Below are 24,845 nucleotides of genomic sequence, written 5' to 3'. Positions count from 1 at the left end.
GTTGGGGGCGGTCATGGGGGATCGATTCGGGGCTGGTTCAAAGTGGCGGGCATTGTCACACAGGAGCAACGGTAAGTTTCAAGCGGCGAGCGACAAGTGATGCAAGCGTGCCTTCTGGCTAGCTAGGACTGCGCGCATAAAAAAGGGAGGCCTGTATGGGCCTCCCTCTTTCACATCGCGCGAATCGCCGTTACAGGCTGGAGATCCGTGCGTGCTGCTCTGCCAGCTTGCCCAGAGCCTGTTCGGCTTCGGCCAGTTTGGCGCGTTCCTTCTCGATCACTTCGGCCGGAGCCTTGTCGACGAAGGAGGCGTTGGACAGCTTGCCACCCACTCGCTGCACTTCGCCTTGCAGGCGTTGGATTTCCTTGTCCAGACGGGCCAGTTCCGCACCTTTGTCGATCAGGCCGGCCATGGGCACCAGCACTTCCATCTCGCCCACCAGGGCGGTGGCGGACAGCGGCGCTTCGTCGCCGGCACCCAGCACAGTGATGGATTCGAGTCGGGCCAGCTTCTTCAGCAAGGCTTCGTTCTCGGTCAGGCGACGCTGGTCTTCGGTGCTGACGTTCTTCAGGAACAGGGCCAGGGGCTTGCCCGGACCAATGTTCATTTCCGCGCGAATGTTGCGAGTGCCGAGCATCAGGCCCTTGAGCCATTCGATGTCGTCTTCGGCGGCCTGGTCGATGCGGGCTTCGTTAGCCACCGGCCAAGGTTGCAGCATGATGGTCTTGCCGGTGCTACCGGCCAGCGGCGCCAGGCGCTGCCAGATTTCTTCGGTGATGAACGGCATGAACGGATGGGCCAGGCGCAGGGCCACTTCCAGTACCCGCACCAGGGTGCGACGGGTGCCGCGCTGGCGTTCAACCGGCGCGTTCTCGTCCCACAGCACCGGCTTGGACAGCTCCAGGTACCAGTCGCAGTACTGGTTCCAGATGAACTCGTACAAGGCCTGGGCGGCCAGGTCGAAACGGAACTGGTCGAGCTGACGGGTGACTTCGGCTTCGGTGCGCTGCAGTTGCGAGATGATCCAGCGGTCCGCCAGGGACAGCTCATAGGCCTCGCCGTTCTGACCGCAGTCCTCGCCCTTATCCAGCACGTAGCGCGCGGCGTTCCAGATCTTGTTGCAGAAGTTGCGGTAACCCTCGACGCGACCCATGTCGAACTTGATGTCGCGGCCGGTGGTGGCCAGGGAGCAGAAGGTGAAGCGCAGGGCATCGGTGCCGTAGCTGGCGATACCGTCGGCGAATTCGGCGCGGGTCTGCTTCTCGATGGCTTTCTGCAGTTTCGGCTGCATCAGGCCGGTGGTGCGCTTCTGCACCAGGGTTTCGAGGTCGATACCGTCGATGATGTCCAGCGGGTCGAGGACGTTGCCCTTGGACTTGGACATCTTCTGGCCCTGGCCGTCGCGGACCAGGCCGTGCACGTACACGGTCTTGAACGGAACCTGCGGCGTGCCGTCTTCGTTCTTCACCAGGTGCATGGTGAGCATGATCATCCGGGCGACCCAGAAGAAAATGATGTCGAAGCCGGTGACCAGCACGTCGGTCGGGTGGAAGGTCTTGAGGAAGTCGGTCTGTTCCGGCCAGCCCAGGGTGGAGAAGGTCCACAGGCCCGAGCTGAACCAGGTGTCGAGCACGTCGTTGTCCTGCTGCAGGGCAACGTCCGGACCGAGGTTGTGCTTGGCTCGCACTTCGGCTTCATCGCGGCCGACATAGACCTTGCCCGATTCGTCGTACCAGGCCGGAATCCGGTGGCCCCACCACAGCTGGCGGCTGATGCACCAGTCCTGGATGTCGCGCATCCAGGAGAAGTACATGTTCTCGTACTGCTTGGGCACGAAGGCGATGCGGCCGTCTTCCACAGCAGCGATGGCAGGTTCCGCCAGCGGCTTGGTGGAGACATACCACTGGTCGGTGAGCCACGGCTCGATGACGGTGCCGGAGCGGTCGCCCTTCGGCACTTTCAGGGCGTGGTCGTCGACGCTGACCAGCAGGCCGGCGGCGTCGAAGGCGGCCACGATCTGTTTGCGCGCTTCGAAACGATCCAGGCCCACGTACTCGGCCGGGATCTTGCCGTCGACGGTTTCGTTGAGGCTGCCGTCCAGATTGAACACCTGGCAGGCCGGCAGCACGGCGGCGTTCTTGTCGAAGATGTTGAGCAGCGGCAGGTTGTGGCGCTTGCCGACTTCGTAGTCGTTGAAATCGTGGGCCGGGGTGATTTTCACGCAGCCGGTGCCGAATTCAGGGTCGCAGTAGTCATCGGCAATGATCGGGATGCGCCGGCCGACCAGTGGCAGTTCGACGAACTTGCCGATCAGCGCCTTGTAACGCTCGTCTTCAGGGTTCACCGCAACGGCGGAGTCGCCGAGCATGGTTTCCGGACGAGTGGTGGCGACGATCAGGTAGTCGTTGCCTTCAGCGGTCTTGGCGCCGTCGGCCAGTGGGTATTTCAGGTTCCACAGGAAGCCTTTCTCGTCGTGGTTTTCCACTTCCAGATCGGAAATCGCCGTGTGCAGCTTGGTGTCCCAGTTCACCAGGCGCTTGCCGCGGTAGATCAGACCATCTTCGTGCAGGCGCACGAAGGCTTCCTTCACCGCTTCCGACAGGCCGTCGTCCATGGTGAAGCGCTCGCGGCTCCAGTCCACGGAGGAGCCCAGGCGGCGGATCTGGCGGCTGATGTTGCCCCCGGACTGATCCTTCCACTCCCAGACTTTCTCGAGGAATTTTTCCCGGCCCAGATCGTGGCGATTCTGGCCCTGGGCTTCGATCTGACGCTCCACCAGCATCTGCGTGGCGATACCGGCGTGGTCGGTACCAGGCTGCCACAGGGTGTTGCGACCCTGCATGCGGCGGAAGCGGATCAGGGCGTCCATGATCGCGTTGTTGAAGCCGTGGCCCATGTGCAGGCTGCCGGTGACGTTCGGCGGCGGGATCATGATGGTGTAGGAGTCGCCCGCGCCTTGCGGGGCGAAGTAGTTCTCGGACTCCCAGGTCTGGTACCAGGAAGTTTCAATGGCGTGCGGCTGGTAGGTCTTATCCATGCGCGGCGGGACCCTATTGGCATTTATTCAGGAAAAGCCGGGAAGTATAGCGGAGGGCGGCAGCAGCAAGCCACAAGCGGCAAGCGACAAGATGGCCATGCCCGACTTTTGCGTGTGGCTTATGGTTTGCCGCTGGTGGCTGCTGCGAGCAGGCGTTCCAGGCGGGCGTCGAGGCGGCGCTTGATTTCGGTTTCGATGTGCGGGGCGAAATCGTCGATCACGTCTTGCATGATCAGCTGGGCAGCGGCGCGCAGTTCGGTATCCAGGTGCAGCAGGGCATCGGCGCTGTTGCTGGCAGGGGCAGGTTTGGCTGCGGGAGCGGTCGCTGGAGCTGGAGCTGGAGCTGGAGCTGGAGCAGGGGCTGGTGCCGTCACTTGAATTGGTGCCGGTGCCGGTGCAGCTTGCGGTTTGGCTTGCGCTGCGGGTGCAGCTTCGGTTTCGTCAGGTTGCTGGCTGCCGACCATGTCGAACAGCAGGGGGATTTGCACTTCGCCGCTCACGGTTTCGGTCAGCAGTGGCGGTTGCAGATTGTCATCGCCGAGCAGTTGACGGATCGACTCGAGGTCGTCCAGCAGATGCGCAGGTTTTTGCAGCGGGTTGGGAGTGTCCATCGGGTGCTCAGAGTCGCTGTAAACGGTGATCTTGCAGAGGATAGCCCTGTTCGCGATAGAAACGGAAACTCTCGCGGGCCGCCTGACGAATAGTCGGGTCTTCCACCACTACTTCGGCAATTCGGGCAAAGCGCGGTGCAAAGGCCGGTACTTTCAGGTCCAGGTTCACCAGCAGGTCGTTGTGTTCGCCAGGGTCCTGGCCCAAGCCCAGCACGATCAGGCCGTCGGCTTCGCTTTCTGCCGGGCCGTGGGGAACGAAGGCTTCGCCCTTGAAGCGCCACAGGCGGGCATCGAGTTCGTCCCGTTGTTGTGCGTCGCTGCAATGCAGGTAGATGCGATGGCCCATGCGCCAGGCCTTGTCGGTGAGCTTGCAGGCAAAATCCAGGCGCGCCGCAGGGTCCGCGCTGGGAAGAATGTAGAAGTCGACTTTGGTCATTGGGATTCCTGAGCCGGAAAGGGCGCCGCCTTCAAGCGACACCCTCCGCGGTCATGGTTTTCAGGCTTTGGCGCGGTCCAGCAGGTATTGGGTCAGCAGGGGGACGGGGCGGCCGGTGGCGCCCTTGTCCTTGCCGCCGCTGGTCCAGGCGGTGCCGGCGATATCCAGGTGCGCCCAGTTCAGGTTCTTGGTGAAGCGCGAGAGGAAGCACGCGGCAGTGATGGTCCCGGCCTTCGGCCCGCCAATGTTGGCGATATCGGCGAACGGGCTGTCCAGTTGTTCCTGGTACTCATCGAACAGCGGCAGTTGCCAGGCGCGGTCGTCGGCTTGCTGGCCGGCGCTGAGCAGTTGGCCGATCAACTCGTCGTTGTTGCCCAGCAGGCCGGACGTGTGGGCGCCCAGGGCGACCACGCAAGCACCGGTCAGGGTGGCGATGTCGATCACGGCCTGGGGCTTGAAGCGTTCGGCGTAGGTCAGGGCGTCGCACAGCACCAGACGGCCTTCGGCGTCGGTATTGAGGATTTCCACGGTCTGGCCGCTCATGGTGGTGACGATATCGCCAGGCCGTGCAGCGCCGCCGCTGGGCATGTTCTCGGCGCAGGCCAGGATGCATACCAGGTTGATCGGCAGTTGCAGTTCGAGCACGGCGCGCAGGGTGCCGAACACGCTGGCGGCGCCGCCCATGTCGTATTTCATTTCGTCCATGCCGGCGCCCGGCTTGAGGCTGATGCCGCCGGTGTCGAAGGTGATGCCCTTGCCCACCAGGGCAAACGGTTTCTCGGATTTTTTGCCGCCGTTGTATTGCATGACGATCAGGCGCGGCGGCTGGTCGCTGCCCTGGCCTACGGCATAGAACGAGCCCATGCCCAGTTCCTTGATCTTCTTCTCATCAAGGACTTCGACTTTCAGGCCCTTGAACTCCTTGCCCAGGGCCTTGGCCTGTTCACCCAGAAACGTCGGGTGGCAAACGTTCGGCGGCAGGTTGCCCAGGTCGCGGGTAAAAGCCATGCCTTTGGCGATGGCTTGGGCGTGGGTCACGCCGCGCTCGACTTCAGCCTGGGCGGCCTTGATGGTCAGCAGGGTGATTTTCTTCAGGGCGCGGGGTTCGGCTTTCTGGCTCTTGTAGCGATCGAATACGTAACCGCCGTCCACCAGGGTTTCGGCCAGCAGACGGGTCTTGCCATAGCTGTCGCGGCCTTTGACCACGACTTCGTCCAGAGCCAGCACGGCATCGCTGCCGCCCAGGCCCTTGAGGGTGGCAAGTACACCGCTGATGATCTTGCGGAACGGGCGGTCGCCCAGTTCCTCATCCTTGCCGACGCCCACCAGCAGCAGGCGTTCCGCCTTCAGCTTGGCCACGCCGTGCAGCAGCAGGCTCTGGCCGACCTTGCCGGCCAGATCGCCGCGCTTGAGTACGGCGCTGATGGCGCCGCCGCTGAGTTCGTCGAGTTGCTTGGCCACGTTGCCGAGTTTGCGGCCTTCGCCGACGGCGACCACCAGGGTGGCGGTCTTCAACGTTTCCGGGCTAGCGCTTTTTACAACCAGTTCCATGTCTGGGTCCCTGAATGAATGGTCAAAGAGCGCAGGAAAGACTCCGGCGCGGGGCTTGTCTATATAGAAGAAGGCGTCGCGTGCTGCCGACGACAAAGCCGCCAGTTTGAACCTCGCCCGTTGCGGCTGACAACCCTCGTCTTGGCCAAGTTCGCTGCTTTAGAGCGTCGGGTGAGCATCCTCCGTGACAGGCGCGCGCAATCACAGGATAATGCGCCATCTTTTTTTCGGCGGCCCTGTCTCTGGGGCCGGCTCGATACGTTTGCTTGTTCGGCCGCCTTAGCCTGACAACCCTGGAGTGTCTGGTTTGATCGTCTTTCGTTATCTATCCCGCGAAGTCCTGTTGACCCTGAGTGCCGTGAGTGCGGTGCTGCTGGTCATCATCATGAGCGGACGCTTCGTCAAGTTCCTCGCACAAGCCGCCTCGGGCGCCCTGGACCCGGGCTCGCTGTTCCTGATCATGGGCTTTCGTCTGCCGGGCTTTTTGCAACTGATCCTGCCATTGGGGCTGTTCCTGGGCATTCTCCTGGCTTACGGCCGGCTCTATCTCGAAAGTGAGATGACCGTGTTGTCGGCTACCGGCATGAGTCAGCAGCGTTTGCTGGGCATGACCATGATCCCGGCGGCCCTTGTGGCCCTGCTGGTGGCCTGGTTGAGCCTGAGTCTGGCGCCGCAGGGGGCCAATCAGTTCCAGTTGCTGTTGAACAAACAGGATGCACTGACCGAGTTCGACACCCTGGTGGCCGGGCGCTTCCAGGCGCTCAATGATGGCACTCGGGTGACCTATACCGAGCAGCTATCCGAGGATCGCACCAATCTTTCCGGAGTGTTCATCTCCGAAAAACGCCTGAGCCGGGAGAAAAAGGACCAGGGCATTTCGGTGCTGGTGGCCGAGAAGGGGCACCAGGACATTCGTCCCGATGGCAATCGCTACCTGATCCTGGAAAACGGCTATCGCTATGACGGCAATCCAGGTGAGGCCAACTACCGGGTGATCAAGTACGACACCTACGGCGTGCTGCTGGAGCGGCCTGATGTCAGCGACGAAGTCACCGATCGCGATGCCATGCCCACTGCTGACTTGATCGGCAAGGATGACCTGCGGGCCCGTGCCGAGCTGCAATGGCGCCTGTCCCTGCCATTGCTGGTGTTTATCGTGACCTTGATGGCGGTGCCGTTGTCTCGGGTCAACCCACGCCAGGGCCGCTTCCTCAAGCTGATCCCGGCCATCCTGCTGTATATGGCGTACCTGACTATCCTGATCGCGGTACGTGGCGCCATGGAGAAAGGCAAGATCTCGCCAGCCCTGGGGCTGTGGTGGGTTCACCTGATGTTCCTGGCGATTGGTCTGGGTTTGATGTACTGGGAACCGTTGCGTTTGAAGATGGCGAGTCGTCGCAGCATGAAGGAGATGGCTCGTGGTTAAGCTCGATCGCTACATCGGTAGCAGTGTGTTCATGGCTATTCTCGCGGTCCTGGGGATCATCCTCGGGCTGGCTTCGCTGTTTGCCTTCATCGATGAGATGGGCAGTGTCAGCGATACCTACACCGTGATGGATGTGATGAGCTACGTGGCGCTCACTGCTCCGCGCCGGGTCTATGAAATGTTGCCGATGGCCGGCCTGATCGGCTGCCTGATCGGTCTTGGCTCCCTGGCCAGCAACAGCGAGCTGACCATCATGCGTGCTGCCGGCGTTTCTGTCGGTCGTATCGTCTGGGCGGTGATGAAGCCGATGCTGGTGCTGATGCTGGTGGGCGTGCTGGTGGGCGAGTACGTCGCGCCGGCCACTGAGACCCAGGCCCAGGCCAGTCGCGCCCTGGCCCAGGGTTCCGGTGATGCCCAGAGCTCCAAGCGCGGTCTGTGGCACCGCCAGGGCGAGGAGTTCATCCATATCAACGCAGTGCAGCCCAATGGCCTGCTGTATGGCGTGACTCGCTATCACTTCGATGACAGTCACCACATGTTGTCGTCGAGTTTTGCCCGTCAGGCACGGTTCCACGAGAACTACTGGCAGTTGACTGATGTCACCACCACCTATTTCCGTGACGGTCACACCGAGGTCATCAGCGTGCCTGATGAACGTTGGGATGTGGCCCTGAGTCCGCAACTGCTGAGCACCGTGGTCATGGCGCCGGAGTCCCTGTCCATCAGCGGTCTGTGGGGCTATATCCACTATCTGGCCGACCAGGGTTTGAACAACGGCCGCTACTGGCTGGCGTTCTGGGTCAAGGTGCTGCAGCCGTTGGTGACGGCGGCCCTGGTGCTGATGGCGATTTCCTTCATTTTCGGACCGCTGCGTTCGGTGACCCTGGGGCAGCGGGTATTCACCGGCGTATTGGTGGGCTTCACCTTCCGTATCGCCCAGGACCTGCTGGGCCCTTCGAGCCTGGTGTTCGGCTTCTCGCCGCTGTTCGCGGTGCTGGTGCCGGCGGGTATCTGTGCCATTGCCGGTTTCTGGCTATTGCGCCGAGCCGGCTGATTCATTGGCTCTACCAGGCGATTAGCGCAACGCCCCGGTCCTTGATCGGGGCGTTTTTGCATTTGACAAACGCTGATAGGCGAGCGTGACGCTCGTGCCGAGTATCAGGTACAATTCCCGGCTATTTTTCGGCGGGCCCTGCCTGCAGCCTTTTTGAGTGTTCATCCGTGAGTGATTTGAGTCATATCCGCAATTTCTCCATCATCGCCCACATTGACCATGGCAAGTCGACTCTGGCCGATCGTTTTATCCAGATGTGCGGCGGCCTGGCCGATCGCGAAATGGAAGCCCAGGTTCTGGACTCCATGGACCTTGAACGTGAGCGCGGGATCACCATCAAGGCCCACAGCGTCACCCTCTATTACAAAGCCAAAGATGGCATCACCTACCAGCTGAACTTCATCGATACCCCGGGCCACGTGGACTTCACTTATGAAGTCAGTCGCTCCCTGGCGGCCTGTGAAGGTGCTCTGCTGGTGGTGGACGCCGGTCAGGGTGTTGAGGCCCAGTCGGTAGCCAACTGCTACACCGCCATTGAGCAAGGCCTGGAAGTCATGCCGGTGCTGAACAAGATCGACCTGCCACAGGCCGATCCGGAGCGGGTCAAGGAAGAGATCGAGAAGATCATCGGTATCGATGCCACCGATGCCGTGACTTGCAGCGCCAAGACCGGCCTGGGCGTGGACGAGGTGCTTGAGCGCCTGGTCGCCACTATCCCGGCTCCTACCGGCAATATCGAAGACCCACTGCAAGCACTGATCATTGACTCCTGGTTCGACAACTACCTGGGCGTTGTGTCCCTGGTGCGTGTGCGTCACGGCCGGGTGAAGAAGGGCGACAAGATCCTGGTGAAATCCACCGGCAAGATCCACCTGGTGGACAGCGTCGGCGTCTTCAACCCGAAACACACCGCCACCACTGACCTCAAGGCCGGTGAAGTGGGCTTCATCATCGCCGGCATCAAGGACATTCACGGGGCACCGGTGGGTGACACCCTGACCTTGAGTTCGACCCCGGACGTGGAAGTACTGCCAGGCTTCAAGCGCATTCAGCCGCAGGTCTATGCCGGCCTGTTCCCGGTCAGCTCCGACGACTTCGAGGATTTCCGCGAAGCCTTGCAGAAACTCACCCTCAACGACTCGTCGCTGCAGTACACCCCGGAAAGCTCCGACGCCCTGGGCTTCGGCTTCCGTTGCGGGTTCCTCGGCATGCTGCACATGGAGATCATCCAGGAGCGCCTGGAGCGCGAATACGACCTGGACCTGATCACCACGGCGCCGACGGTGATCTTCGAGCTGCAGTTGAAGAACGGTGAAACGATCTATGTCGACAACCCGTCCAAACTTCCGGATCTGTCGGCGATTGAAGACATGCGCGAGCCGATCGTGCGGGCCAATATTCTTGTGCCGCAAGAGCACCTGGGCAACGTCATAACCCTGTGCATCGAGAAGCGTGGCGTGCAGCACGACATGCTGTTCCTTGGTAGCCAGGTCCAGGTGACCTACGATCTGCCGATGAACGAAGTGGTACTGGACTTCTTTGACCGCCTGAAATCCACCAGCCGCGGCTATGCTTCGCTGGATTACCATTTCGATCGCTACCAGTCGGCTAATCTGGTCAAGCTGGATGTATTGATCAACGGTGAGAAAGTCGACGCCCTGGCGTTGATCGTCCACCGTGACAACGCCCACTACAAAGGGCGTGCGTTGACCGAGAAGATGAAGGAACTGATTCCTCGGCAGATGTTTGACGTGGCAATCCAGGCCGCCATTGGCGGGCAGATTGTGGCGCGGACAACCGTCAAGGCGCTCAGAAAGAACGTACTGGCCAAATGCTACGGTGGCGACGTCAGCCGTAAGCGCAAGCTGTTGGAAAAGCAGAAGGCCGGTAAGAAACGCATGAAGCAAGTGGGCAACGTGGAAATTCCACAAGAAGCCTTCCTTGCCGTGCTCAGGTTGGATAGTTAGGTCCTATGTCACTAAATTTCCCGCTGTTGCTGGTCATCGCTGTCTTTGTCTGCGGTCTCTTGGCGTTGCTCGACCTGGTGTTTCTGGCACCGCGTCGGCGCTCGGCCATCGCCAACTATCAGGGCAGCGTCAGCCAGCCGGATGGGCTGGTGGTCGAAAAGCTGAGCAAGGAACCGCTGCTGGTTGAGTACGGCAAGTCGTTCTTTCCGGTGCTGTTCATCGTCCTGGTGCTGCGTTCGTTCCTGGTGGAACCGTTCCAGATTCCCTCGGGCTCGATGAAGCCGACCCTGGATGTGGGCGACTTCATCCTGGTGAACAAGTTTTCTTACGGGATTCGCTTGCCGGTGATCGACAAGAAAGTCATCGAAGTCGGTGATCCGCAGCGCGGCGATGTGATGGTGTTCCGCTACCCAAGCGACCCGAACGTCAACTACATCAAGCGTGTGGTCGGCCTGCCGGGCGATGAAGTGCGCTACACCAGCGACAAACGCTTGTTCGTCAATGGTCAGCCGGTGGCGGAGCAGTTGGTCGGGGCTGAACCCGGCACCCTGGGCAGCGCTGAGCTGTACAAGGAAAAACTCGGTGCCGCCGAGCACTTGATCCGCAAGGAAATGAGTCGCTATCGGCCCGCTCCGGACGGGCGCTGGGTGGTTCCCGCCGGGCACTACTTCATGATGGGCGACAACCGCGACAACTCCAACGACAGTCGCTACTGGGACGATCCAAGTATTCCCAAGGATCTGCTGGGCATGGTTCCCGACAAGAATATCGTCGGCAAGGCCTTCGCAGTCTGGATGAGCTGGCCCGAACCGAAACTCAGCCACCTGCCGAACTTCTCGCGGGTTGGCCTGATCAAGTAATCACACACGGCGCTGTTGAACACAGCGCCGAATGCTTTTCTGGCTCTTGTATAAAACGCCCTTGCCCTCGGGCATCGCGTAACAGCTTTGTGACCAGAAGCATGCAGTCAACGATATTCAGGATGTGGATTTGAACACAGCGTTAATTGCCACCCGCACCTCGTGCGCGGCCCCTAGGATGGTGAGTTTCGGCAACGAAATCAGCGTGGGTAAACCGTGAGCGTTTCTTTGAGCCGTCTCGAGCGTCAGCTCGGTTATACCTTCAAGGACCAGGAACTGATGCTTCTGGCCCTCACCCATCGCAGCTTTGCCGGGCGCAACAATGAACGCCTGGAATTCCTCGGTGATGCCATCCTCAACTTCGTGGCCGGCGAGGCGTTGTTCGAACGCTTCCCCCAGGCCCGCGAAGGCCAGCTGTCGCGTTTGCGCGCACGCTTGGTGAAAGGTGAAACACTGGCAGTACTGGCCCGTGGTTTCGACCTGGGCGAATACCTGCGCCTGGGCTCCGGCGAATTGAAGAGCGGCGGTTTCCGTCGTGAGTCGATCCTGGCCGATGCCCTGGAAGCCCTGATTGGTGCGATCTACCTGGACGCCGGCATGGAAACCGCCCGTGACCGCGTGTTGTCCTGGCTGGCCTCGGAGTTCGAGAGCCTGACCCTGGTGGACACCAACAAGGACCCCAAGACCCGGCTGCAGGAGTTCCTCCAGTCTCGCGCCTGTGAACTGCCACGCTACGAAGTGGTGGATATCCAGGGCGAACCGCACTGCCGGACATTCTTCGTTGAATGTGAAGTCACCTTATTGAATGAAAAAAGCCGAGGTCAGGGTGTGAGCCGTCGTATTGCCGAACAGGTAGCGGCCGCCGCAGCACTGATTGCCCTGGGCGTGGAGAATGGCCATGACTGATTCAACCGCAACACGCTGTGGCTATGTCGCCATCGTCGGCCGCCCCAATGTGGGCAAGTCGACGCTGCTCAACCACATCCTCGGCCAGAAGCTGGCGATCACCTCGCGCAAGCCCCAGACCACTCGTCACAACATGCTCGGCATCAAGACCGAAGGCGCCATCCAGGCGATCTACGTCGACACCCCCGGCATGCACAAGAGCAACGAGAAGGCGCTGAACCGCTACATGAACAAGACCGCTTCGGCGGCCTTGAAAGACGTGGACGTGGTGATCTTCGTAGTCGACCGCACCAAGTGGACCGACGAGGACCAATTGGTCCTTGAGCGCGTGCAGTACGTGCAGGGGCCGGTGATCCTGGCGATCAACAAGACCGACCGCATCGAGGACAAGGCCGAGCTGATGCCGCACCTGACCTGGCTGCAGGAGCAACTGCCGAACGCCGAGATCGTGCCGGTTTCCGCGCAGCAGGGGCATAACCTCGAAGCCCTGGAAGGCCTGATTGCCAAGCATCTGCCGGAGAACGACCACTTCTTCCCGGAAGACCAGATCACCGACCGCAGTTCCCGCTTCCTGGCGGCCGAGCTGGTGCGCGAGAAGATCATGCGCCAGCTGGGTGCCGAGCTGCCGTACCAGATCACCGTGGAAATCGAAGAGTTCAAGCAGCAGGGCAAGACCCTGCATATTCATGCCTTGATTCTCGTCGAGCGCGACGGACAGAAGAAAATCATCATTGGCGACAAGGGTGAGCGGATCAAACGCATCGGCATGGAAGCGCGCAAGGACATGGAGCTGCTGTTCGACTCCAAGGTCATGCTCAACCTCTGGGTCAAGGTCAAGGGCGGCTGGTCCGACGACGAGCGCGCCTTGCGCTCCCTGGGCTACGGCGACCTCTGACGCCCTTCGCCGGCCAGCCGGCTCCTGCAGCGCCCTGTAGGAGCCGGCTGGCCGGCGAACAGTTCCAACACTTCTTTCGGACCCGGTTCCCTCTCTGCCCCTGAGATCCCTCGCAACCATGTCCAGCACCGCTCCAGTCGGCCAACTTGCCTACGTCCTGCACAGCCGCGCCTACCGCGAAAGCAGTGCATTGGTGGATTTCCTTACCCCCCAAGGTCGCCTGCGTGCTGTCCTGCGCAACGCACGGGGCAAGGCCGGTACCCTGGCGCGACCCTTCGTTCCTCTGGAAGTCGAGTTTCGCGGCCGCGGCGAGCTGAAGAACGTCGGGCGCATGGAAAGTGCCGGCATCGCATCCTGGCTCAATGGCGAAGCGCTGTTCAGTGGTCTGTATCTGAATGAACTGCTGATCCGCCTGCTACCGGCGGAAGATCCCCATCCGGCGGTATTCGACCACTACGCCGCCACCTTGCTGGCCCTGGCCGAAGGCCGGCCCCTGGAGCCCCTGCTGCGGGCCTTTGAGTGGCGCCTGCTGGACGATCTGGGCTACGGCTTCGCCCTGGACAGCGACATCCACGGCGCGCCCATCGCTGCCGATGGGCTGTATCGCCTGCAGGTGGATGCCGGACTGGAGCAGGTGTTCCTGCTGCAACCGGGCCTGTTCAATGGCACCGAGCTGCTGGCCATGGCCGAGGCCGACTGGAGCGCTCCTGGCGCGTTGTCGGCAGCCAAGCGCCTGATGCGCCAGGCCCTGGCCGTGCACCTGGGCGGCCGGCCCCTGGTCAGTCGCGAGCTGTTTCGCAAGCCTTGAGCCTGGCTGTTGTCTGACCGTCGGCATCGGTAGTCCATCTGGCGCCGCCATTGTGCGTTCGCGCAAATGGCAACAGACCCTGTTCTCCCCGTATGCTGTGCGCCGAATCTTCATTTACTCAGGAGCGCATTCGTGACCACCAGCAATCGCATTCTTCTCGGCGTGAACATCGATCACGTTGCCACCCTGCGTCAGGCCCGCGGCACTCGTTACCCGGACCCGGTCAAGGCCGCGCTGGACGCTGAAGAAGCGGGCGCCGACGGCATCACCGTGCACCTGCGCGAAGACCGTCGGCATATCCAGGAGCGCGATGTGCTGCTGCTCAAGGACGTACTGCAGACCCGCATGAATTTCGAGATGGGCGTCACCGAAGAAATGATGGCTTTTGCCGAGCGCATCCGCCCGGCGCATATCTGCCTGGTGCCGGAAACCCGCCAGGAGCTGACCACTGAAGGAGGACTTGACGTGGCCGGGCAGGAAGCGCGGATCAAGGCGGCGGTGGAACGCTTGTCGAAAATCGGTGCCGAAGTGTCCCTGTTTATCGACGCTGACGAGCGTCAGATCGAGGCCTCCAAGCGCGTTGGCGCACCGGCCATCGAGTTGCACACGGGTCGCTATGCCGATGCCCAGACGCCGAGTGAAGTGGCCGATGAGCTGCAGCGTATCGTCGACGGGGTTGCCGTGGGCTTGGCCCAGGGGCTGATCGTCAATGCTGGCCATGGCCTGCATTACCACAACGTTGAAGCGGTGGCGGCGATCAAGGGCATCAATGAGTTGAACATCGGCCATGCCCTGGTGGCTCATGCCCTGTTCGTCGGTTTCAAGGGAGCGGTAGCCGAGATGAAAGCGCTGATCCTGGCGGCTGCAGCCAAGGCCTGATTGTTCTTCGCCGGCAAGCTGATTCCTGCAACCTCTGTAGGAGCCGGCTTGCCAGCGAAGGTTTTCAGAGCGGCGGATTGTCTTCCGTCGGCTTGGTCTTGTTGACCCCGGGGACGTGCAGGTTGCCCTCGGCGACCTGATCGCCTTCCAACTGCGGCTGGGTCACCCAGGTCAGGATGTCGTAGTAGCGCCGGATGTTGGCCACGAAATGCACCGGCTCGCCGCCTCGGGCATAGCCGTAGCGGGTCTTGCTATACCACTGCTTCTGCGACAGCCGCGGCAGCATCTTCTTCACATCCAGCCACTTGTTCGGGTTCAGGCCTTCCCGTTCTGCCAGCTTGCGGGCGTCGTCCAGGTGGCCGGTGCCGACGTTGTAGGCGGCGAGAGCGAACCAGGTACGGTCCGGCTCCTCGATCTTGTCGTCCAGTTGTTCCTTGATGTAGGCCAGGTACTTGGCGCCGCCGCTGATGCTCTGCTTGGGGTCCAGGCGGTTGGACACGCCCATGGCCTGGGCAGTGTTCTGGGTCAGCATCATCAGTCCGCGCACGCCAGTCTTGGAGGTGACCTCGGCCTGCCACATGGATTCCTGGTAACCCACGGCCGCCAGGAGTCGCCAGTCCACCTTTTCCTGTTTGGCCGAGGCCTTGAAGTGCTTCTCGTACTTGGGCAGGCGCTGCTGCAGGTGCTGGGCGAAGGTGTAGGCGCCGACATAACCGAGCACGTCCACGTGACCGTAATAGCGGTCCTTGAGGCGTTGCAGGGTGCCGTTCTTCTCGACCTTGTCGAGGAAGCTGTTGATTTCGTTGAGCAGGCTATTGTCGTCACCGGCGGCCACGGCCCAGCTCTGGCTGCGGGCGTCCCCGAGGTCGAAGGCCACCCGCACCTTGGGGAAGTACACCTGGTTCATCGCCAGTTCGTTGGAGTCCACCAGGGTCAGGTCGATCTGTCCCTCGTCCACCATGCGCAGCAGGTCCACGACTTCCACGGCGTCGGACTCTTCGTATTCGATCCCGGGGTACTTGAGCTTGAGCTCCGCCAGTTGCTCTGCGTGACTGCTGCCCTTGAGCACCATGATGCGCTTGCCCACCAGGTTCTGTGCGCTGGTGGGCCGGGACTGGCCATTGCGATAGATGACTTGCGGGGTGACTTCCAGATACGGATGGGAAAACCGGACTTGCTGCTTGCGCTTTTCGCTGCCGACCAGGCCGGCGGCGGCCAGCACCGGGCCCTTGGGTTGACCCAGCTGGTTGAACAGATCGTCGAGGTTGTCGGCGGTCTCGATCTTCAGCTCCACCCCCAGATCATCGGCGAAGCGCTTCACCAGCTCGTACTCGAAGCCGGTTTCGCCGTTGCGGTCCTGAAAGTAGGTGGCGGGGCTGTTACGGGTGATCACCCGCAGCACGCCATCCTCCTTTACGCGCTCAAGGGTGCTGGGTTTCTCAACACAGGCGCCGAGCATCAGGAAGAGTCCGGTTACGATGAGCCACTTGGCGCAGCGCGGACGTAAAGCCATAGGGGAAAACATTGGCGCAGTATACGCAAAGGATAACGGCCGCCATATCTCGACAGCGAAGGGCTTGTCTGCTAGCGCCGGGTGGCCTGGGCTGGAGGCCTCAAGAATGGGGCTTCGGCCGTCTATGTGACGATTAAAATAACCTACGGCAATGACCTTGATGAGCCTTTGTTATAGGCCGTCGGGTCTGGGCCGACGTCCGGGGGCACCACGGTTTGCGTTTCGAGTGCCGATGCCAACGGTTTACGTTAGAATGCACGGCCTCAAAGCACACCCCCTTCCCGAGGCTGTCCCGAAGATGTTGATCCTGCGCGGCGCTCCTGCCCTTTCTGCCTTTCGCCACAGCAAACTCCTTGAGCAACTGAGCCAGAAGGTTCCGGCTGTCAGTGGCTTGTATGCTGAATTCGCTCACTTCGCCGAAGTCACCGGCGTCCTGACCGGCGACGAACAGCAGGTGCTTGCGCGCCTTCTGAAGTACGGCCCAAGTGTTCCGGTACAAGAGCCGACCGGCCGTCTGTTCCTGGTCTTGCCGCGTTTCGGCACCATCTCGCCCTGGTCGAGCAAGGCCAGCGACATCGCCCGTAACTGTGGCCTGGCGAAGATCCAGCGCCTGGAGCGTGGTATCGCTTTCTACGTCGCCGGTGAGTTCAGCGACGCTGACGCGCAGTTGATCGCCGAAGCGCTGCACGATCGCATGACTCAGATCGTCGTGGGTAACCTGGAGCAGGCTGCCGGCTTGTTCAGCCACGCCGAACCCAAGCCGCTGACGGCCATCGACATTCTCGGCGGTGGTCGCGCCGCGTTGGAAAAAGCCAACAGCGAACTGGGCCTGGCCCTGGCCGAAGACGAAATCGATTACCTGATGAACGCCTTCCAGGGCCTCAAGCGTAATCCCCACGACATCGAACTGATGATGTTCGCCCAGGCCAACTCCGAGCACTGTCGCCACAAGATTTTCAACGCCAGTTGGGACATCGACGGCCAGAGCCAGGAAAAAAGCCTGTTCGGCATGATCAAGAACACCTACCAGATGCACAGCGAAGGTGTGCTTTCTGCTTATAAGGACAACGCGGCGGTCATCGTCGGTTCCGTTGCCGGGCGTTTCTACCCGAACCCTGATACCCGCCAATACGGTGCGGTGCAGGAGCCGGTGCACATCCTGATGAAGGTCGAGACCCACAACCACCCGACTGCCATTGCTCCATTCCCTGGCGCCTCCACCGGTTCCGGCGGCGAAATCCGTGACGAAGGCGCTACCGGTCGCGGCGCCAAGCCGAAAGCCGGCCTCACCGGTTTTACCGTGTCCAACCTGCAGATCCCGGGCTTCGAGCAGCCGTGGGAAGTGCCTTATGGCAAGCCAGAGCGCATCGTCACCGCCCTCGACATCATGATCGAAGGCCCGCTGGGCGGCGCTGCGTTCAACAACGAATTCGGCCGTCCGGCCCTGACCGGTTATTTCCGTACCTTCGAGCAATCCATTACCACGCCTCGTGGCGATGAAGTTCGTGGTTACCACAAGCCGATCATGCTGGCAGGCGGCATGGGCAATATCCGTGACGAACACGTGCAGAAAGGCGAGATCACCGTCGGCTCCAAGCTGATCGTCCTCGGCGGTCCGGCCATGCTCATCGGTCTGGGCGGCGGCGCGGCATCCTCCATGGCCACCGGCACCAGCTCGGCGGACCTGGATTTTGCTTCGGTACAACGTGAAAACCCGGAAATGGAACGCCGTTGCCAGGAAGTCATCGACCGTTGCTGGCAACTGGGGGACAACAACCCCATCAGCTTCATCCACGACGTGGGTGCCGGCGGCCTGTCCAACGCCTTCCCGGAACTGGTCAACGACGGCGGCCGTGGCGGTCGCTTCGAACTGCGCAACATCCCCAACGACGAGCCGGGCATGGCGCCGCACGAAATCTGGTCCAACGAATCCCAGGAGCGTTATGTCCTGGCGGTGGGCGCAGCAGACTTCGAGCGCTTCAAGGCCATCTGCGAGCGCGAGCGTTGCCCATTCGCGGTGGTCGGCGAAGCCACTGCCGAGCCACAGCTGACCGTGACCGACAGCCACTTCGGTAACAGCCCGGTGGACATGCCGCTGGAAGTGCTGCTGGGCAAGGCCCCGCGCATGCACCGTTCGGCGGTTCGGGAAACCGAGTTGGGTGATGATTTCGATCCAAGCAGCCTGGATATCGCCGAGAGCATCGAGCGCGTTCTGCACCACCCGGCCGTGGCCAGCAAGAGCTTCCTGATCACCATCGGCGACCGCACCATCACCGGCCTCGTGGCCCGTGACCAGATGGTCGGCCCATGGCAGGTGCCGGTGGCCGACGTGGCCGTGACCGCCACCAGCTTCGACGTCTACACCGGTGAAGCCATGGCCATGGGCGAGCGCACGCCGCTGGCCCTGCTGGATGCCCCGGCGTCCGGCCGCATGGCGATCGGCGAAACCCTGACCAACATCGCGGCGTCGCGGATCAACAAGATCAGCGACATCAAGCTCTCCGCCAACTGGATGTCGGCTGCCGGCCACCCGGGTGAAGACGCGCGTCTGTACGACACCGTCAAGGCGGTGGGCATGGAGCTGTGCCCAGAGCTGGGCATCACCATCCCGGTGGGCAAGGACTCGATGTCCATGGCCACCCGCTGGAACGAAGAAGGCGTGGACAAGAGCGTCACCTCGCCGCTGTCGCTGATCGTGACCGGCTTCGCGCCTGTGGCGGACATTCGTCAGACCCTGACCCCGCAACTGCGCATGGACAAGGGCACCACCGACCTGATCCTGATCGACCTCGGTCGCGGTCAGAACCGCATGGGCGCCTCGATCCTGGCCCAGACCCACGGCAAGCTCGGCAAGCAAGCGCCGGACGTCGATGACGCCGAAGACCTGAAAGCCTTCTTTGCGGTGATCCAGGGCCTCAACGCCGACGGTCACCTGCTGGCCTACCACGACCGTTCCGATGGCGGTCTGCTGGTCACTGCCGTGGAAATGGCCTTCGCCGGTCACTGCGGCCTGAACCTGAGCCTCGATGCTGTCGCGGAAAACGCTGCGGAAATCGCCGCCATCCTGTTCAACGAAGAGCTGGGTGCGGTGATCCAGGTGCGTCAGGACGCCACTCCTGACGTGCTGGCCCAGTTCAGCGCCGCCGGCCTGGGCGACTGCGTGGCCGTGATCGGCCAGCCGATCAACAACGGTGAAGTGAGCATCTCCTACAACGGCGAAAGCGTATTCACCGGCCAGCGTCGTCTGCTGCAGCGTCAGTGGGCAGAAACCAGCTACCAGATCCAGCGCCTGCGGGACAATGCCGAGTGCGCCGAGCAGGAATTCGATGTCCTGCTGGAAGAAGACAACCCGGGCCTGAGCGTCAAGCTGGGCTTCGACGTCAACCAGGACATCGCCGCGCCGTACATCAAGAAAGGCGTGCGTCCCCAGGTGGCGGTGCTGCGTGAGCAGGGCGTCAACGGCCAGGTGGAAATGGCTGCGGCTTTCGACCGCGCCGGCTTCAATGCCATCGACGTGCACATGAGCGACATCCTCGCCGGTCGTGTCGACCTAAACGACTTCAAGGGCATGGTTGCCTGCGGCGGCTTCTCCTACGGCGACGTACTGGGTGCCGGTGAAGGCTGGGCCAAGTCGGCGCTGTTCAACAGCCGCGCGCGGGATGCCTTCCAAGGCTTCTTCGAACGTACCGACAGCTTCACCCTGGGTGTGTGCAACGGTTGCCAGATGATGTCCAACCTGCACGAGCTGATCCCGGGCAGCGAGTTCTGGCCGCACTTCGTGCGCAACCGCTCCGAGCAGTTCGAAGCCCGGGTGGCCATGGTCCAGGTCCAGGAGTCGAACTCGATCTTCCTGCAGGGCATGGCCGGTTCGCGGATGCCGATTGCCATCGCCCACGGTGAAGGTCATGCGGAGTTCGAAAGCGAAGAGGCGCTGCTGGAAGCCGATCTGTCCGGTTGCGTGGCCCTGCGCTTCGTCGACAACCATGGCAAGGTCACCGAGCGTTACCCGGCCAACCCGAACGGCTCGCCGCGCGGGATCACCGGCCTCACCAGCCGCGACGGTCGCGTCACCATCATGATGCCGCACCCTGAGCGGGTGTTCCGTGCCGTGCAGAACTCCTGGCGTCCGGATGACTGGAACGAAGACGCGGCGTGGATGCGCATGTTCCGCAACGCTCGCGCCTGGGTGAACTGAGACTGATGTACAAGCTCAGTTTCTTCGTGCCTCCCAGCCATGTGGAGCAGGTCAAGAGCGCCGTATTTGCCGCCGGTGGCGGACGTATCGGCGCCTATGACCAGTGCGCCTGGCAGGTGCTCGGCCAGGGCCAGTTTCGCCCGCTGGACGGCAGCCAGCCGTTTCTCGGGCAGACCGGTCAGGTGGAGCGAGTGGAGGAATGGAAAGTCGAGCTGGTGGTGGCCGATGAACTGATTGCTGATGCAGTGGCGGCCCTCAAGCAGAGCCATCCCTACGAGACGCCGGCCTATGAAGTCTGGCGTCTGGAAGCGTTCTGAGGTTATCCACCGATAAGAAGCCCGCTGCACCGGAGACGGTCAGCGGGCTTTTTTGTGGGCCTTTTCAGGCAAGCCGGCACCTATAGGAACGGTGTAGGTGCCGGCTTGCCGGCGAAGGCGGCTTCAGACGCTCGCCTCCACCTTCTTGTGCAGCAGCGTTTGCAGAGCGGCCTGCAATCCCCCAGCCTTCTCGCCAATCAGCACGTGCCAGACATCCCCCTCCAGGCGCCGCGTACCCTGGCAGCCCAGGGCATTGAGCGCCGACTCCGACAGACTGCGGCTGTCACTGAGTTGCACCCGCAAACGGGTCAGGGCCACGCAATCCATCTGCAACAGATTTTCCCGACCACCCAAGGCGTTGAGCCACTGCTGGGCTTCCTGGTTGGAGACTTCGATCGATTGGGACGCCTCGACTGGTGCCGCTGGCGCCGCGACCGGGGCTGCCACCGGCAGCGCTAGACGAATCTGGTCGGCGATACTGTCGGCCATCGGTCCCACCACCACCTGCAAGCTGCCGCCCTTGCCGGGGCGTACCACAGCCATGGCGCCCAAGGTTTTCAGTTCGGCGTCCACAGCCAGGCTGCGATCCGCCAGTTCCAGGCGCAGGCGCGTGGTGCAAGCGCCGACAGTGATCAGGTTGCTCGCGCCGCCCAGGGCCTTGATGTAGGCCGCGGCACGCTGATCGGCGTTGAGTTCGGATTTCTCGCCGGATGGGCTGTCTTCGCGTCCCGGTGTCTTCAGGTTGAAGCGGCGGATGCAGAAGTCGAACACCAGGTAGTACACCACCGCATACAGCAGCCCCACCGGAAACACCTTCCAGCCATTGGTGGAGCGGCCCCAGCCCAGGGCCATGTCGATGGCGCCACCGGAGAAGGTGAAGCCCAGGTGGATGTTCAGCAGATTGGTCAGGGCCATGGCCAGGCCCGTCAGCAGTGCATGCACCAGGTACAACAGGGGCGCGAGGAACATGAAGGCGAATTCGATGGGCTCGGTGACCCCGGTCAGAAAGGAGGTCAGGGCCATGGACAGGAAGATCCCGCCCATCACCTTGCGCCGCTCCGGCCGGGTGTTGCGGTACATCGCCAGGCAGGCGGCGGGCAGGCCGAACAGCATCACCGGGAACATCCCGGTCATGAACTGGCCGCCTTTGGGGTCGCCGGCGAAATAGCGGGTCAGGTCGCCAGTGACCACCGCGCCGGTGCTCGGGTCGGTGAAACTGCCAAAGATGAACCAGGCCATGTTGTTGAGGATGTGGTGCAGGCCGGTGATGATCAGCAGGCGATTGAACACACCGAAGACGAAGGCGCCGAAGCTGCCGCTTTCCAGCAGCAACTGGCCAAAGCTGTTGATGCCGTGCTGGATTGGCGGCCAGATCAGACCGAACGCCACCCCCAGGCCCACGGCGGTAAAGCCGGTGGCGATGGGCACGAAGCGCCGACCGCCGAAGAACGCCAGGTACTCCGGCAGTTTGATGTCCTTGAAGCGGTTGTACAGCGCGCCGGCCATCAGCCCGCTGATGATCCCGGCGAGCATGCCCATGTTGATGCTGGCGTCCAGCACCTTGAGGGTCGATATCATCACCAGGTAGCCAATGGCCCCGGCGAGTCCGGCGGTGCCGTTGTTGTCCTTGGCAAAGCCCACGGCGATGCCGATGGCGAAGATCAGCGCCAGGTTGCCGAAGATCGACTGTCCGGCATCGTGGATGATGGGAATGTTCAGCAGATCGGTGTCACCCAGGCGCAGCAGCAGGCCGGCAATCGGCAGGATGGCAATGGGTAGCATCAGCGCCCGGCCGAGGCGTTGCAGGCCCTCGATGAAATACTGGTACATGGCGTCTCTCCTGGAGTTCTTGTTATGAGTGCAGAGGCCAAAGCCGTTCGCAGGCCTGACGGACTGCGGTGGCGCCGGGCAGGTTGAGCAGCGGTTGGCTGAGGTGGCGGCATTGGCCGGCGTCCAGTTGGCGAACCCGGTCCTTGATCTCGCCGATCTGAGGCGGGCTGACCGACAGCTCGCTGACCCCCAGGCCAATCAGGACGGGGGTGGCCAGCGGATCGGAAGCCAGTGCACCGCAAACCCCGACCCAGCGTCCGTGGCGCTCGGCGCCGGCACAGGTCTGAGCGATCAGCCGCAGCAGGGCGGGGTGCAGGGCATCGACCCGGGCTGCCAGGCCAGCGTGGTCGCGGTCCATGGCCAGGGTGTACTGGGACAGGTCGTTGGTGCCGATGGACAGGAAGTCGGCGTGTTCCGCCAGTTGCTCGGCCATCAGCGCGGCAGCCGGTACTTCGATCATCACCCCCAGCTCCGGGCGCTGGCTCAGTCCCAGTTCCACCGCGAGCCGATCCAGGCGCTGACGGATATGCAGCAGTTCGGCCACTTCGGTGACCATGGGCAGCATGATCCGGCAGCGCTGCACCGGGCTGACCTGGAGCAGCGCCCGCAGTTGCTGGTCCAGCAGTTCCGGGCGGGCCTGGGCCAGGCGGATGCCCCGCAGGCCCAGCACCGGGTTGGCTTCCACTGGCAGAGGCAGGTAGTCCAGTTGCTTGTCGCCGCCGACATCGATGGTGCGGATGATCACCGGCTTGTCGCCCATGGCATCCAGCACCGCTTGATAGGCCTGTAGCTGCTCGGCTTCATCCGGAGCGGTCAGGCGATCGACGAACAGGAACTCGGTGCGCAGCAGGCCGACGCCATCAGCGCCACCCTGGTGGGCGTCCCGCGCTTCATTGCTGGAAGCCACGTTGGCTGCCACCTCGATCTGCTGGCCGTCCTGGGTCAGGGCGGACTCATGGGCTTTTTGCTGTTGCAGCGCACGGCGCTGGCGTAGGGTTTCACCAGCCTGTTGCACCTGTGCGATGCGCTGCGGGCCGGGTGCCAGTTCCAGGCGCCCGCCGTCGGCATCCAGCACCACCTGGCGGTCGCCGTCCAGGCCCAGCACTTCCGGACCCATGGCCACCAGACAGGGCAGGCCTTTGCCGCGGGCGAGGATCGCCACATGGGAGGTGGCGCCACCGGCGGCCATGCACAGCCCGGCCACGCCCTGGGCGCTGAGTTGCAGCAGGTCGGAAGGGGTCAACTCCTCAGCGGCGACGATCGCTCCGGGTGGCAGGTCGTAGTGCCAGGCTTCGCCCAGCAAGGCCCGCAGAACGCGTTGCTGCAGGTCTCGCAGGTCGTTGGCGCGTTCGGCCAGCAGCGGATTGTCCAGTTGTTGCAGGACCTGGCACTGCTCGGCAATCGCTGCGCTCCAGGCGTGGGTGGCGGCGCGTCCCTGGGCGATGGCCGCGTCGGCCGCGTCCAGCAGGGTCGGGTCTTCGAGCAGGGCCAGGTGGGCGCTGAAAATGTCCTGTTCCTGCTGGTCGCGGCGTTGCCGGGCCTGCTCCAGGGTGTGGCGGATTTCTCCGCGCACCTGCTCCAGGGCAGCACTCAATGCCTGTCGTTGGGGCTCGGGCGGATGCTGGCCATGATCCTCTGCCAGGACCATGGCGTTGAGCCGCACCAATGGCCCGGACACCAGGCCCGGTGCGGCGCAGACGCCCGGCAGCACGCCATCTTCCGCGGGGCGTTGGGCGACCGGTGCCGGTGCCGGGGTTTCGCCATGGGCATCTGCGGCCATGGCGGTACCGAGGGTCAGCAGCATCGCCTGCAAGGCGTCCTGGCAATCGGCGCCCTGGCAATTGACCAGCACTTCATCCTGTTCACCGATACCCAGGCTCATCAGGGCGATCAGGCTGGTGCAGGGGGCGCTCTTGTCCTTGAAGGTCAGTTGCGAATGGCTGTTGAAACCCAGGGCGGTCTGGCGCACCAGGGCGGCTGGGCGGGCATGCAGTCCGCCGCGATGGGCCACCTTGATCCGGGCGCTGGCCTGCTGCTCGGATGGCTCTTGCGCCAGCGGTTGCGGGTCAGCGTTGGCACGGCGGCTGATGTGCAGCAACGGCTCGCCCACCTTGACCGCGGACAGGGGCAGGGGGCGCAGGTCGAAGCTCTCGCCGTTGGTCAGGATCAACAGGCTGATCAGGCTTCGGCAATGCTGCGCCACATGGTCCAGGTCAACCCGCAGCAGGGGCTGGCCGGCGCTGACCTGCTGGCCTTGCTCCACCAGCAGGGCAAACCCTTCACCTTGCAGTTCGACGGTGTCCAGCCCCAGGTGCAACAGCAGTTCGGCGCCGTTGGCCGCCCGCAGGGTCACGGCGTGCCCGGTGCGAGCCACTTGGATCACTTCACCGGCGCAAGGGGCGTGCAGGGTGTCGTTGAGCGGGTCGATGGCAATCCCGTCACCCATGGCGCCACTGGCGAATACCGGGTCGGGGACGCTGTGTAGCGGCAGGACAGGCCCGCTGAGGGGGGCACTGAGCGTCAGGTCGTTATTGTTGTTGTGCATGGCGCAGTACTCATC

Annotated in this window: 17 protein-coding genes; 10 read left to right on the top strand and 7 right to left on the bottom strand. The window is 62.6% G+C overall.

Translation table 11 applies throughout. From position 1 onward, the window contains the following. Window positions 1-190: 190 nt before the first annotated feature. From J5M73_RS10095 to J5M73_RS10080, 4 genes are all read right to left on the bottom strand, one after another. The gene (locus J5M73_RS10095) at window positions 191-3,037 is read right to left on the bottom strand and encodes a valine--tRNA ligase (protein ID WP_102861270.1); all 2,847 of its coding nucleotides are present in this window, start codon (window positions 3,035-3,037) and stop codon (window positions 191-193) included. A gap of 119 nt (window positions 3,038-3,156) precedes the next feature. Beyond that, window positions 3,157-3,648, bottom strand: coding sequence for a DNA polymerase III subunit chi (locus J5M73_RS10090; protein ID WP_207815516.1), 492 nt, complete (start codon window positions 3,646-3,648; stop codon window positions 3,157-3,159). 7 nt (window positions 3,649-3,655) lie between these two features. After that, window positions 3,656-4,084 (bottom strand): DNA polymerase III subunit chi, encoded by a 429-nt coding sequence (locus J5M73_RS10085; protein WP_102861272.1) that lies wholly within the window; start codon window positions 4,082-4,084, stop codon window positions 3,656-3,658. A 60-nt stretch (window positions 4,085-4,144) separates the two neighbouring features. Continuing rightward, window positions 4,145-5,635: a leucyl aminopeptidase gene (locus J5M73_RS10080; protein ID WP_102861273.1), complete on the bottom strand. Its 1,491-nt coding sequence runs from the start codon at window positions 5,633-5,635 to the stop codon at window positions 4,145-4,147. A 307-nt stretch (window positions 5,636-5,942) separates the two neighbouring features. Here J5M73_RS10080 and lptF point away from each other — a divergent pair, with 307 nt between their 5' ends. From lptF to pdxJ, 8 genes are all read left to right on the top strand, one after another. Then, complete coding sequence (gene lptF / locus J5M73_RS10075) at window positions 5,943-7,061, top strand: LPS export ABC transporter permease LptF (protein WP_102861274.1); 1,119 nt, start codon at window positions 5,943-5,945, stop codon at window positions 7,059-7,061. Next, the gene (gene lptG, locus J5M73_RS10070; protein WP_102861275.1) at window positions 7,054-8,115 is read left to right on the top strand and encodes an LPS export ABC transporter permease LptG; all 1,062 of its coding nucleotides are present in this window, start codon (window positions 7,054-7,056) and stop codon (window positions 8,113-8,115) included. Before lptF ends, lptG begins: the two co-directional genes overlap by 8 nt. 167 nt (window positions 8,116-8,282) lie before the next feature. Further along, a complete protein-coding gene (gene lepA, locus J5M73_RS10065; protein ID WP_102861276.1) occupies window positions 8,283-10,082 on the top strand; it encodes a translation elongation factor 4 in 1,800 nt (599 codons plus the stop codon). Between the two features lie 5 nt (window positions 10,083-10,087). After that, window positions 10,088-10,942 (top strand): signal peptidase I, encoded by an 855-nt coding sequence (gene lepB / locus J5M73_RS10060; protein ID WP_102861277.1) that lies wholly within the window; start codon window positions 10,088-10,090, stop codon window positions 10,940-10,942. A 216-nt stretch (window positions 10,943-11,158) separates the two neighbouring features. Beyond that, complete coding sequence (rnc, locus tag J5M73_RS10055; RefSeq protein ID WP_102861278.1) at window positions 11,159-11,848, top strand: ribonuclease III; 690 nt, start codon at window positions 11,159-11,161, stop codon at window positions 11,846-11,848. Then, on the top strand, window positions 11,841-12,743 hold the full coding sequence (gene era, locus J5M73_RS10050) for a GTPase Era (RefSeq protein ID WP_019094760.1): 903 nt from the start codon (window positions 11,841-11,843) through the stop codon (window positions 12,741-12,743). Before rnc ends, era begins: the two co-directional genes overlap by 8 nt. Window positions 12,744-12,861: 118 nt before the next feature. After that, entirely contained in the window at window positions 12,862-13,551 is a 690-nt protein-coding gene (recO, locus tag J5M73_RS10045; RefSeq protein WP_102861279.1) for a DNA repair protein RecO, read from the top strand. A gap of 132 nt (window positions 13,552-13,683) precedes the next feature. Then, window positions 13,684-14,430, top strand: coding sequence for a pyridoxine 5'-phosphate synthase (pdxJ, locus tag J5M73_RS10040; protein ID WP_047301928.1), 747 nt, complete (start codon window positions 13,684-13,686; stop codon window positions 14,428-14,430). Between the two features lie 64 nt (window positions 14,431-14,494). On the opposite strand, the gene mltF is transcribed toward pdxJ, so the two are convergent. Then, on the bottom strand, window positions 14,495-15,955 hold the full coding sequence (gene mltF, locus J5M73_RS10035) for a membrane-bound lytic murein transglycosylase MltF (protein WP_102861280.1): 1,461 nt from the start codon (window positions 15,953-15,955) through the stop codon (window positions 14,495-14,497). A gap of 286 nt (window positions 15,956-16,241) precedes the next feature. On the opposite strand from mltF, the gene purL reads away from it, so the two are divergent. Both purL and J5M73_RS10025 read left to right on the top strand, forming a co-directional pair. Then, a complete protein-coding gene (purL, locus tag J5M73_RS10030; protein ID WP_102861281.1) occupies window positions 16,242-20,138 on the top strand; it encodes a phosphoribosylformylglycinamidine synthase in 3,897 nt (1,298 codons plus the stop codon). Between the two features lie 5 nt (window positions 20,139-20,143). Next, window positions 20,144-20,455, top strand: coding sequence for a YqfO family protein (locus J5M73_RS10025; protein ID WP_102861282.1), 312 nt, complete (start codon window positions 20,144-20,146; stop codon window positions 20,453-20,455). Window positions 20,456-20,578: 123 nt separating this feature from the next. Here the strand turns inward: J5M73_RS10025 and nagE are convergent, their stop codons facing one another. Together nagE and ptsP are read right to left on the bottom strand one after the other, a co-directional pair. Next, complete coding sequence (gene nagE, locus J5M73_RS10020) at window positions 20,579-22,285, bottom strand: N-acetylglucosamine-specific PTS transporter subunit IIBC (RefSeq protein WP_102861283.1); 1,707 nt, start codon at window positions 22,283-22,285, stop codon at window positions 20,579-20,581. A gap of 22 nt (window positions 22,286-22,307) precedes the next feature. Continuing rightward, complete coding sequence (gene ptsP / locus J5M73_RS10015; protein WP_102861284.1) at window positions 22,308-24,830, bottom strand: phosphoenolpyruvate--protein phosphotransferase; 2,523 nt, start codon at window positions 24,828-24,830, stop codon at window positions 22,308-22,310. Window positions 24,831-24,845 lie beyond the last annotated feature (15 nt).

The organism is Pseudomonas sp. 50_B (genome assembly GCF_017491625.1).
Lineage (GTDB): Bacteria > Pseudomonadota > Gammaproteobacteria > Pseudomonadales > Pseudomonadaceae > Aquipseudomonas > Aquipseudomonas danubii.
Note: the sequence above shows the minus strand (reverse complement) of the source record. Positions and strands in the feature narration are given on the sequence as shown.